The organism is Paraburkholderia sacchari, assembly GCF_000785435.2.
GTDB lineage: Bacteria > Pseudomonadota > Gammaproteobacteria > Burkholderiales > Burkholderiaceae > Paraburkholderia > Paraburkholderia sacchari.
On record NZ_JTDB02000002.1, the window covers coordinates 660473 to 672289 of the forward strand.

At 64.9% G+C, this 11817-nt stretch carries 11 protein-coding genes; 9 read left to right on the forward strand and 2 right to left on the reverse strand.

The window, feature by feature from the left end; genetic code table 11:
* Positions 1-106: 106 nt before the first annotated feature.
* Positions 107-535, reverse strand: coding sequence for a ferric iron uptake transcriptional regulator (fur, locus tag NH14_RS09765; RefSeq protein ID WP_035534104.1), 429 nt, complete (start codon positions 533-535; stop codon positions 107-109).
* Between the two features lie 136 nt (positions 536-671).
* On the opposite strand from fur, the gene NH14_RS09770 reads away from it, so the two are divergent.
* From NH14_RS09770 to NH14_RS09810, 9 genes are all read left to right on the forward strand, one after another.
* Positions 672-1592 carry an outer membrane protein assembly factor BamE gene (locus NH14_RS09770; RefSeq protein ID WP_052148557.1) on the forward strand — a complete coding sequence of 307 codons (921 nt, stop codon included), beginning with the start codon at positions 672-674 and terminating at the stop codon, positions 1590-1592.
* 255 nt (positions 1593-1847) lie between these two features.
* Complete coding sequence (gene dapB, locus NH14_RS09775; RefSeq protein ID WP_035534103.1) at positions 1848-2645, forward strand: 4-hydroxy-tetrahydrodipicolinate reductase; 798 nt, start codon at positions 1848-1850, stop codon at positions 2643-2645.
* 84 nt (positions 2646-2729) lie between these two features.
* Positions 2730-3461 carry a MotA/TolQ/ExbB proton channel family protein gene (locus NH14_RS09780; protein WP_035534102.1) on the forward strand — a complete coding sequence of 244 codons (732 nt, stop codon included), beginning with the start codon at positions 2730-2732 and terminating at the stop codon, positions 3459-3461.
* A 50-nt stretch (positions 3462-3511) separates the two neighbouring features.
* Positions 3512-3943, forward strand: a complete 432-nt coding sequence (locus NH14_RS09785) for an ExbD/TolR family protein (RefSeq protein WP_035534101.1) — start codon at positions 3512-3514, stop codon at positions 3941-3943.
* Between the two features lie 257 nt (positions 3944-4200).
* On the forward strand, positions 4201-6807 hold the full coding sequence (gene leuS / locus NH14_RS09790) for a leucine--tRNA ligase (RefSeq protein WP_035534100.1): 2607 nt from the start codon (positions 4201-4203) through the stop codon (positions 6805-6807).
* Between the two features lie 70 nt (positions 6808-6877).
* Positions 6878-7429: an LPS-assembly lipoprotein LptE gene (locus NH14_RS09795; RefSeq protein ID WP_035534138.1), complete on the forward strand. Its 552-nt coding sequence runs from the start codon at positions 6878-6880 to the stop codon at positions 7427-7429.
* Between the two features lie 35 nt (positions 7430-7464).
* Entirely contained in the window at positions 7465-8691 is a 1227-nt protein-coding gene (gene holA, locus NH14_RS09800; protein WP_168727137.1) for a DNA polymerase III subunit delta, read from the forward strand.
* A 207-nt stretch (positions 8692-8898) separates the two neighbouring features.
* Positions 8899-10170: a glutamate-5-semialdehyde dehydrogenase gene (locus NH14_RS09805; RefSeq protein ID WP_035535385.1), complete on the forward strand. Its 1272-nt coding sequence runs from the start codon at positions 8899-8901 to the stop codon at positions 10168-10170.
* Positions 10171-10244: 74 nt separating this feature from the next.
* Positions 10245-10661: a CopD family protein gene (locus NH14_RS09810; protein ID WP_035535384.1), complete on the forward strand. Its 417-nt coding sequence runs from the start codon at positions 10245-10247 to the stop codon at positions 10659-10661.
* A gap of 45 nt (positions 10662-10706) precedes the next feature.
* Here the strand turns inward: NH14_RS09810 and NH14_RS09815 are convergent, their stop codons facing one another.
* Positions 10707-11153, reverse strand: a complete 447-nt coding sequence (locus NH14_RS09815) for a nuclear transport factor 2 family protein (RefSeq protein ID WP_035535381.1) — start codon at positions 11151-11153, stop codon at positions 10707-10709.
* Positions 11154-11817 lie beyond the last annotated feature (664 nt).

An 11817-nucleotide genomic window follows, 5' to 3' on the forward strand; every position in this document is an offset into this window, starting at 1 on the left:
TCTCGGAATCACCGTACCAAACGAAAACGCCACGGCAGGTCTGCCGTGGCGTTTTCGTTTGTGCGAACGGTCCGGGGTTCCCCGCCCCGGTCCGCGCGCAGCCCGCTCAGTGCTTGCGGTGCGGGCAATTTTCCTTCGTGCACGCGCCGTACAGCGCGAGTGCGTGCTCCTGCAGCTTGAAGCCACGTTCGTTAGCAATTGACTGCTGGCGCTTCTCGATTTCGGGGTCGAAGAATTCCTCGACGAGACCGCAATCGAGACAAACGAGATGGTCGTGGTGGCTGCCTTCGTTGAGTTCGAAGACGGCTTTGCCCGATTCGAAGTTGCTGCGGGTCAACAGGCCCGCCTGCTCGAACTGCGTGAGCACCCGGTAAACCGTGGCGAGGCCGATGTCGAGTTCCTCGTTCAGCAGGTTGCGGTACACGTCTTCGGCGGTGAGGTGGCGCACGGCGCTATGCTGAAAAATCTCCAGGATCTTCAGGCGAGGCAGTGTCGCCTTGAGGCCGATGTTCTTGAGATCGGTTGGATTGGTCATGACGATAAGTCCCTGGAGTACAATGCTGGGTTCTTATGTTAACGGGTTTTTGCCGTTCCCGGCATTTTTCGGCGGAACTCGAACGAACGTCTACAGGATACGCGCGGCTTCGCGACAAGCCCGCACGGTGAGGGAAATGATTCCAGAATTCACAACGATGGGCCGCCGCCTGAGCGGCCGCCGCGTGGCGTGCACCCTGCTGGCTGCGGCCGCGTTCGCAACGCTCGCCGGTTGCAGCACTTATGACAGCATGACCCAGCGTTTTGCCCAAAGCATCACGCCTTACCGCATCACTATCGTGCAGGGCAACTTCGTCTCGAAGGAAGCCGCCAGTCAGATGCGGGCGGGCATGTCGCGCGCCGAAGTCAAGCAATTGCTCGGCACGCCGCTCCTGACCGACATGTTCCACGCGAACCGCTGGGACTACGTCTTCTACTTCAAGCGCGGCTCGACCGCCGTGGTCCAGCAGCGCGACTTCGTCGTGATGTTCGAGGGCGACCGCGTGGCGAGCTGGTCGGGCGGCGAAGACCTGCCGTCGAATCTCGAATTGCTTGCCGAAATCGACGGCGACAAATCGGGCAAGAAAGCCAAGGCCGTCGCGGCTGCGCCGGCTTCGGGCGCGTCGGCGCCTGCCGCCGCGCAGGCTTCGGCCTCGAGCGCCACGGGCCCGACTGTCGGCGACACGGCGCGCACGCCGTCCTCGGAACTCGGCACCGCCACTTCGCAATTGCCGCTCGACGCGAACGCACAGGCCGCCGCGGCCGCAAACCGCGCCACGGAAGCGGTGCAGATGCCTTCGAGCCTGACCCCGTCGGTGCGTGCAGGCACGCCGACTTCGTCCGCGCTGCCGCAGGGCGTGGGCACGATGCCGTCGCAGATTCAGTTGCAGCGCAAGCCGATGCCGCAGATCCAGGGCGTGCCGCCGGCGAATCCCGTGGGTCCGGTCCCGGGCGCGCAGGGCACCGGCGACACCGGGTCGAATCCGCTGCCGCCGTCGCAGAGCGCTCCGCTTACCGCACCGCCGCAGACGCCCGCGAATTCGACCTCGGGCGGCTGATGTTGCTGCGGGCCGTCCCAAGGCGATTCGTGCAGATTCGGCTCGGGCGACTCGGGTAATACAGACAGGGCCTGGCGCCTCGCGCCAGGCATTCCATCGGCGGCTTCGGGCCGCCGTGCTTTTTGGCAATGCCCCCGCTTGGGGCCGCTTGGGGCCGCTTGGGCTCCCTCGGGCGGTGCGTCCGCTTGACAGCCGCCTGGTCGTCGACCGGTTCAGGCTGGCGGGGCTGCCGGTTTCACGTTCGCAGGAAGAGCCATGAAAATTGCAATCGCCGGAGCATCGGGCCGCATGGGCCACATGCTCATCGAAACGGTCCTGAATTCCCCCGAAATCACGCTTTCGGGCGCGCTCGAACACAAGGGCTCGGCCGCTATCGGCAAGGACGCGGGCGCGTTCCTCGGCAAGGAAACCGGTGTGCACATCACCGACGACATTGAGCAGGTCTTTGCGCAAAGCGACTGCCTGATCGATTTCACGCGCCCGGAAGGCACGCTCGTTCATCTGGAGGCCGCGCAGCGCCACGGCGTGAAAATGGTGATCGGCACGACGGGTTTCGACGCCCAGCAAAAGGCCCAGCTCGGTGCCGCCGCGCAGAAAATCGGCATCGTGTTCGCGGCCAACATGAGCGTGGGCGTGAACGTCACGCTCAAGCTGCTCGAATACGCGGCGCGCTTCTTCGAGACCGGTTACGACATCGAGATCATCGAGGCGCACCATCGCCATAAGGTCGATGCCCCCTCGGGCACCGCGCTTGCGATGGGCGAGGCCGTGGCACGTGCGCTCGGGCGCAATCTCGACGACTGCGCGGTATACGGCCGCCATGGCGTGACCGGCGAGCGAGATCCATCGACGATCGGTTTTTCGGCGATTCGCGGCGGTGACATCGTGGGCGACCATACCGTGCTGTTCGCGGGCATCGGCGAGCGCATCGAGATCACGCACAAATCGTCGAACCGCCAGTCTTACGCCCAAGGCAGCCTGCGCGCCGCGCGCTTTCTGCAGGACAAGGCCACGGGCCTGTACGATATGCAGGACGTGCTCGGCTTGCGCTGAGCGTCATTGGCGGGTGTGGCGGCGCATGCGCGCCGCGCGGGGCCTGCGACCGCAGGCAAGTGACACGGAGGCAGGCGAGATTCAATGGCAGCGAGTACCGGAGTCATCCACTATCTGCAGACGAGCGACGCCGTCACGCACGCCGTGGCGTGGGTGCTGCTGGCGATGTCGATTGCGAGCTGGTGCTTTCTGCTGGTGAAGAGCTGGGTGCTCGTGCGCGCGAAACGCCAGGGACCTCGCGCGGTCGCGCGATTCTGGCAGGCGCATTCGCTTGCCGATGGCGTGAGCGCGATGCGCGCGCTCGACCGCGAGCGCGTGTTCCTGCCGCTTGCCGAGGCGGCGCTCGCCTGCGCCGAGGCCGACACGACCGGTGCGCTGCTCGCGCGCGTGGACCGCGGCGAACGCGTGTTGCGGGTGCTTCGCGGCGCGCTGCAGACGTCGCAGCGGCGGCTCGAGTTCGGGCAGGTGCTGCTGGCTTCGGTGGGCAGCACGGCGCCTTTCGTCGGCTTGCTCGGCACGGTCTGGGGCATCTATCACGCGCTCGGCAGCATCGCGACGAGCGGCCAGGCGATGATCGAAAACGTGGCCGGGCCGGTGGGCGAGGCGCTCATCATGACGGCGTTCGGCCTCGTGGTGGCGATTCCCGCTGTGCTCGCCTACAACGTGCTGGGCCGCCTTGCGCGTCAGATCGGCGACGATCTCGACGGCTTCGCGCACGATCTCCACGCATGGGCCTGCGCGCCCGAGGGCGCGGCGCCGCGCCGCGAAGGTGCGCAGGGTGCGCCGCGCGAAGGCGTGCGCGCGGGATCGTTCTGATCCGTTCATCGGCCTGCTGACCGACCGGCAACTCGCGAGGAACGACCCACATGGCATTTGGCGGACTCGAGAAAAAGCGCGATTCGGCGCCAATGGCCGATATCAACATGACGCCGCTCATCGACGTCATGCTCGTGCTGCTCGTCATCTTCATCATTACGGCGCCGCTGTTCACCCACGCCATCCGGCTCGATCTGCCGCAAGTCGCGGCTGCGCCCGTGCAGCAGACGCCGCAGACCATCACGCTTTCCATTGATGCAACGGGCAAGCTCTATTGGAATGCGCAGCTCATTTCGCTCGACGAGCTGCGTACGCGCTTCACCGCCGCAGGCAAGGCGCCCGAGGCGCAGCAGCCCGAACTGCAATTGCGCGCGGCGCGAGAAACGCGCTATGAAGTGATCGCCCAGGTCATGGGTGCCGCGCAGCAGGCGGGGCTCGCGCGCATCGGCTTCGTGACCGAGCCGCCGCGCAGTCAGCACTAAGCAGTCAGCACAGAGCGCTTGGCACAGAGCGATCAGCACCGGGTCCTCGCCAGCCGTGCCCGCCGGCCACGGAATCCCGCCATGCGAAGCGGCAGCGGAAAGCGCGGCCAACTCGACGGTATAATCATCGTTTCCCTGTAAAAAAGCGGGGCTGCCGAACCTGCCGCAGCCAGCGAGCGCCCCGCCCGGGCTTGTGTCCTGGCCGCGCCCGCCCGGCCCGGCTGAATCCGCCCGAATCCGCGTTCCCCATCCACACCATGCTCGAAAAATACGTTCCCTCCGACGTCGAATCCGCCGCGCAAGGCGATTGGCGCGCCAGCGACGCTTACCGGACGGCCGAAAAGGCCGACAAGCCCAAGTTCTACTGCGTCTCGATGCTGCCGTATCCGTCGGGCAAGCTGCATATGGGCCACGTGCGGAACTACACGATCAACGACGTGATGTACCGCTATCTGCGCATGAACGGCTACAACACGTTGATGCCGATGGGCTGGGACGCGTTCGGCATGCCCGCTGAAAACGCCGCGATGGCCAACGGCGTGCCGCCGGCGAAGTGGACTTACGACAACATCGAGTACATGAAGGGCCAGATGCAGTCGATGGGCCTCGCGATCGACTGGTCGCGCGAAATCGCCACCTGCAAGCCCGACTACTACAAGTGGAACCAGTGGTTCTTCCTGAAGATGCTGGAGAAGGGCATCGCCTACAAGAAGACCGGCACGGTGAACTGGGACCCGGTCGATCAGACCGTGCTCGCCAACGAGCAAGTGATCGACGGGCGCGGCTGGCGCTCGGGCGCACTCGTGGAAAAGCGCGAAATCCCGATGTACTACCTGCGCATCACGCAGTACGCCGATGAACTGCTGGGCGATCTCGACGGCCTCGGCTGGCCCGAGCGCGTCAAGATCATGCAGCAGAACTGGATCGGCAAGAGCTTCGGCGTGAACTTCGGCTTCCCGTACGAACTCGATGGCGAGAAGAAGCTGCTGCGCGTGTTCACCACGCGCGCCGACACCATCATGGGCGTAACCTTCTGCGCCATCGCGGCCGAGCACCCGCTTGCCACGCGCCTCGCGCAGGACAAGCCCGAGCTGCTGCCGTTCATCGAGGAATGCAAGCGCGGCGGCGTGGCCGAGGCCGACGTGGCGACGATGGAGAAGAAGGGCGTCGCCACGGGCTTCACGGTCACGCATCCGATCACGAACGAGCAAGTGCCGGTATGGATCGGCAACTACGTGCTGATGAGCTATGGCGAAGGCGCGGTGATGGGCGTTCCGGGCCACGACGAGCGCGATTTCGCGTTCGCGAAGAAGTACGACTTGCCGATCAAGCAGGTGATTGCGGCCGAAGGCGAGACCTACTCGCTCGACGGCTGGCAGGAGTGGTACGGCGACAAGGAGCGCGCGGTCTGCATCAACAGCGGCAAGTTCGATGGCCTGAACTATCAGCAGGCCGTGGACGCCGTCGCAGCCGACCTCAAGGCGCACGGCTACGGCGACAAGCAGGTCACGTGGCGTCTGCGCGACTGGGGCATTTCGCGCCAGCGCTACTGGGGCACGCCCATCCCCATCATCCATTGCCCGAGCTGCGGCGACGTGCCGGTGCCGGAGAAGGATCTGCCGGTCGTGCTGCCCGAAGACCTCGTGCCGGACGGCACGGGCAACCCGCTCGCGAAGTCCGAAGCATTCCTGAACTGCAAGTGCCCGACCTGCGGCGCCGACGCGAAGCGCGAAACCGACACCATGGACACCTTCGTCGATTCGTCGTGGTACTTCTACCGCTATGCGGCACCCGATGCGAAGGCCATGGTCGACGAGCGCACCGACTACTGGATGCCGATGGATCAGTACATCGGCGGCATCGAGCACGCGATCCTGCACCTCTTGTATTCGCGCTTCTGGGCGAAGGTCTCGCGCGATCTCGGCCTCGTGAAGTTCGGCGAGCCCGCGAAGAACCTGCTCACCCAGGGCATGGTGCTCAACGAGACGTTCTATCGCGAAGACGCATCGGGCAAGAAGACCTGGTATAACCCGGCCGACGTCACCGTCACGCACGACGACAAGGGCCGCCCGGTCGGCGCGACGCTCAACAGCGATGGCCAGAGCGTGGTGCTGGGCGGTGTCGAGAAGATGTCAAAGTCGAAGAACAACGGCGTCGACCCGCAAGTGCTGATCGACCAGTACGGCGCGGACACCGCGCGTCTGTTCACGATGTTCGCCGCTCCGCCGGAGCAGCAGCTCGAGTGGTCGGGCGCGGGCGTGGAGGGCGCGAGCCGCTTCCTGCGCCGCGTCTGGACGTTCGGTTATGCGAACGCCGAGGCGATCAAGTCGTGCGCGTCGTTCGACGCAACTGCGCTCAGCGAGGTTGAGAAGACGGTGCGCCGCGAAGTGTATGGCGTGCTCAAGCAGGCCGACTTCGACTATCAGCGTCTGCAGTACAACACCGTCGTTTCGGCGGCGATGAAGATGCTCAACGCGATCGAAAGCGCGAAGGGACCCAACGGCGGCGCAGGCGCGGGCGTGCAGCGCGAGACCTTCGGCGTGCTGCTGCGCGTGCTGTATCCGGTCGTGCCGCACCTCACGTTCGAGCTCTGGAAGGCGCTTGGCTATGCAGACGAATACGGCACGCTGCTCGATGCGCCGTGGCCGAAGGTCGACGAAAAGGCGCTGGAGCAGGCCGAGATCGAGCTCGTGCTGCAGGTGAACGGCAAGGTGCGCGGCGCCGTCACGGTGGCCAAGGATGCGCCGAAGGACGCGATCGAAGCGGCTGCGCTCGCCCACGAGATGTTCGCGAAGTTCGCCGAAGGGCGCGCGCCGAAGAAGATCATCGTCGTGCCGGGCCGTCTCGTGAACGTCGTGGTCTGACATGACGTGCTGGCGGCGGCGCGCGATCGACGTATCGCGTACCGCCGCTGTTCTGAACCAGGGAGTCCAGGTGATTCGCAGATCGTTCCTGTTACTGGCGGGCAGCGCGTTGATGCTTTCGGCGTGCGGGTTCCAGCTGCGTGGCGAGCAGAATTACGCGTTCAAGCGCCTCGCCGTCGTTGGCGCATCGGCGCCCGTGTCGGCGCGCCTCACGCGCATGGTCGAAGGCGGCAGCGACTCGGTGGTGGTCGATTCGCCGGCCAATGCCGACGCTGTGCTGCGCGTGACCGAGACGCGCAGCTTTAGCACGCTCACGCTGAATTCGCTCGGCGTGGTCGAGGAATATCAGGTCAACTATTCGTTGAACTACACGCTTACGGCGCCGGACGGCTCCCCGCTGATCCAGCCGAGCACGATCGCGCTCAATCGCGCGATGACCTATAGCGATCAGTACGCGACCGCGAAGGTTTCCGAATCCGATCTGCTCTACGCCGACATGCAGAATGACGCCGTCGACCAGCTCACGCGCCGTCTCGCGGTTCTGAAAACCCTGCATCCCACGCCGGCCCAGGTCGTGCCGGGCGTCGCGCCGCGCGCGCCGCTGCCGCCGCCGCCGCTGTGATGCGCGTCGTGTTTTTCTCCTGAAGCGCACACCCCATGCAACTGCGACTGGACGCACTCGAGCCGCACCTCGCCAAAGGGATGGCGGGTCTGTACGTCGTCTTCGGCGACGAGCATCTGCTCGCCCAGGAAGCCTGCGACCGCATTCGCGCGAGCGCGCGCGCCGCGGGCTTTACCGATCGTTCGGTGTTCACGGTCGAGCGAGGATTCGACTGGAGTGCGCTGCTTGGCGCAAGCCAGTCGATGTCGCTGTTCGGCGACCGCCAACTGGTGGAGTTGCGCATTCCGTCGGGCAAACCCGGCAAGGAAGGCGCGGATGCGCTCAAAATGCTAGCGGCATCGGCAAAATCGGCGGCGAATCCGGACGTGCTGACGCTCATCACGCTGCCGCGTCTCGACGCCGCCACGCAAAAGTCCGCGTGGTTCACGGCGTTGGCGGACAGCGGCGTGGCGATCAAGATCGATCCGGTCGAGCGCGCGGCGCTGCCGAACTGGATCGGTCAGCGCCTCGCGCTTCAGGGGCAACGCGTGGCGCCTGGCGAGGACGGGCGGCGCGCGCTGCAATTCGTTGCGGAGCGCGTGGAAGGCAACCTGCTCGCGGCGCATCAGGAAATCCAGAAGCTCGGGCTGCTGTATCCCGAGGGCGTGCTGAGCTTCGAGCAGATTCACGACGCAGTGCTCAACGTCGCGCGCTACGACGTTTTCAAACTCAACGAAGCAATGCTCACCGGTGACGTCGGCCGCCTCGCGCGCATGCTCGACGGCCTGCAGGGCGAAGGCGAGGCTTCCGTGCTGGTGCTGTGGGCCGTCGTCGAAGAAGTTCGCACGCTGCTGCGCATCAAGCGCGGCGTGGCGGCGGGCAAGCCGCTCGCGATGCTGTTGCGTGAGAACCGTGTCTGGGGGCCGCGCGAGCGGCTCATCGGCCCCGCGCTCTCGCGGCTGACCGAGGCGACGCTCGAACGCGGTCTCGCGCTCGCGGCGCGGCTCGACCGGCAGGTCAAGGGGCTTTCCGGCCATTCGCGCGCCGACTGGCGCGACGCGTTGCCGCCCGATGCCTGGGACGGCCTGTTCGAACTGGCAATGACGGTCGCCGCGCCGCGCGACAGCGGCGCGCCGGCGCGTTCGGGTCCGCCCGCGCGCGGCGCCGGGGCTTCGGGGCGCGCGCAGCCTGGCCGCCCGGCCGCGAGCCCAGCTGCGGCGGCAGCGGCCGCCGCAGCCGCCTCCCGACCGCGCACCGCAGGGCCGGGGCGCAGGCTAGGCTAGTTGTGCTGGCCGGGCGCTCCGGCACCTGCTATCGGTATCGTCTGTGGGCTATGGGTGTCCTCGTCTGCGGCGCCCGAGCGGCGCAATCCGTACCCGAACTCCAGGGCGCGCGCAGCAAAGCCCGCAAGCTGGCCTTAAAATCGACCTAACCTGAACCGCGCAGCCTCATACGGCATCGACCGGATGCGCCGCATCACGACAGAAACCATGGATATCGACCAGTACATGACTGACCTCGGCCGCCGCGCCCGCAATGCTTCGCGCGCGATGGCCCGGGCCTCGACCGCCGCCAAGAACGCCGCGCTGGAAGCCGTTGCGCAGGCGATCGAGCGCGAGACGCAGCAACTGAAGGACGCCAACGCCCGCGACCTCGCGCGCGCGAAGGAGAAGGGACACGACGCGGCGTTCATCGACCGCCTCACACTCTCGGACAAGGCGCTCAAGACCATGGTGGAGGGCTTGCGCCAGGTCGTGGCGCTGCCCGACCCGATCGGCGAGATCAGCAACCTCAAGTTCCGTCCGAGCGGCATCCAGGTCGGCCAGATGCGCGTGCCGCTGGGCGTGATCGGCATCATCTACGAATCGCGCCCGAACGTGACCATCGACGCTGCGGCGCTGTGCCTGAAGTCGGGCAACGCCACCATTCTGCGCGGTGGTTCCGAGGCGCTCGAGTGCAACACGGCGCTCGCGAAGCTGATCGGCGAAGGGCTGGCGGCGGCTGGTCTGCCCCAGGACGCGGTGCAGGTGGTGGAAACCGCCGACCGCGCGGCCGTGGGCAAGCTCATCACCATGACGGAATTCGTGGACGTGATCGTGCCGCGCGGCGGCAAGAGCCTGATCGAGCGTCTGATGGCCGAGGCGCGCGTGCCGATGATCAAGCACCTCGACGGTATCTGCCACGTCTACGTGGACGATCGCGCTGATCTCGCCAAGGCGCTGACCGTCTGCGACAACGCCAAGACGCATCGCTACGGCACCTGCAACACGATGGAGACGCTGCTGGTCGCGCGCGGCATCGCGCATGAGGTGCTGCCGCCGCTTGGCAGCCTCTATCGCGGCAAGGACGTGGAGCTGCGCGTGGACGCCGCCGCGCGCGCGATTCTCGCGGACGCCAACGTCGGCCCGCTCGTGGACGCCACCGAGGAAGACTGGCGCACCGAGTACCTCGCGCCGGTGCTGGCGGTCAAGATCGTCGACAACCTCGATCAGGCCGTCGAACATATCAATCACTACGGCTCGCATCACACCGACGCCATCGTCACCGAAGATCACGACCGCGCGATGCGTTTCCTGCGTGAAGTGGATTCGGCGAGCGTGATGGTGAACGCCTCGACGCGTTTCGCCGATGGCTTCGAGTTCGGCCTGGGCGCGGAGATCGGCATCTCCAACGACAAGCTGCATGCGCGCGGCCCGGTAGGCCTGGAGGGGCTGACCTCGCTCAAATACGTCGTGCTGGGCCACGGAGAAGGCCGGCAATAAGTCGACGCGGTGCGTGCATTGCGGGGCGCGCCATTCTCCTAAATTCGATACGCCGATAACAACAAGGATCGCCGATGCTCTGGGTCAAGACGTTTCACATCGTTCTGATTGCCTCGTGGTTCGCTGGCCTGTTCTACCTGCCGCGCATCTTCGTGAATCTCGCGATGGAAACCGAACCCGCGGCCATCCAGCGCCTCCTGATCATGGCGCGCAAGCTCTACCGCTTCATGACGATGATCGCCGTGCCTGCGCTGTTGTGCGGGCTATGGCTGTGGCTCGTGGTGGGGATCGGCCGCGGTCAGGGGTGGATCCACGCGAAAGTGGGCGTGGTGGTACTCCTCATCGTTTATCACGCGTATTGCGGGCGCTTGCTCAAGACCTTCGAGCGCGGTGAGAACCGCCGCTCCGACAAGTGGTATCGCATGTTCAACGAGCTACCGGTGCTCGGCATGCTGGCGGCGGTGGCGCTGGTCGTCATCAAGCCGTTCTGACTCGCGCTTCCCTCCTTCTCTCTTCCTCATCCCCGACGGGCGCCATCAGATGGTGCCCGACTCCTTGCGGCGCATGCGCGCGCCGACGACGCGCCAGCCGTCGTCACGCTTCATGAAAACATCGGCAAAGCGGTATTCGACCGGCTTGAGGCCCGGCGCGGGCGTATAGCGGTTGATGCCGGTGACGACGCCCAGATTGCCGAGCACCTGAACGCGCACGTCCTCGAGCACCTGCGTGCCCCCCGGCGCAAGCGCGGCGGCGGCGAGCAAGTCGCGCTTCGAGCGATGCATGCCATTAGGCAGGACTTCGAGGAATTTATCGTCCAGCAGATCGTTGAGTATGGAGCGGTCGCCGGTGGCGGCCGCATGGGTCCATTGCTGTTCGAGGATTTGCAGTTGAACAGCTTCGCTCGTGACGGGATTGCTCGGGACGGAGGCAAAAACAGTGGTGGCTGTCACGCATGCGGCGGCGACGGCGAATAGATGTCTCATGGCGTTTCCTGGGTTGATCCGGCGAACCGGGCGGTCCGCAAAAAACGGGAAACGATCGCATGATCGCCGGCGGCAGCCGGCCAAAGAGGCACCGAGCGCGAAAGCCATACGTGGCACGCAGAACGTTGTGTCTGCGTTTCCCGACGTAGAAAGTGTATTTATCTTACGGATTGTCAGATATAGGACGAATCTCAAAACTGGAGAAGCGGCTCGCGTGGCCAATGTGCAACACGAAGCGCCGTGCGACATTGCGCCGCAATTTCGCGATGAGTGGAAGGGCGCTTGCATGATTGCGTGTGACGATTTCCGTCTATGTCGAATCAGAGTTTATAAATCAATGAGGGGTTTTGTTTTGGATTGATCTCATTCCAATTTCATTAAAATAAGAATCTGTAGGGCTGTTTCCTATGTATTGCATTTGATCGCCGATATTATTGTAAGAATCTGCTGATGTTATGGACGGTGTTTCTCAGTTAAATCTGTAGTACCTCCGTTTTCTTTTTATTCAATGATCAAGCCTGTTCAAGGTGATTTGTCAGTGTCCTTTGCGTGATGGATGGCCTTGTTCCATGCGGGCTCGCCGCTTTTTTGCACGACTTGCTGGTTTGGGAATTTTCTTATATTCGCTGTTTTGCCTGGTTAATAGAGTTACGCCTTGTTAACG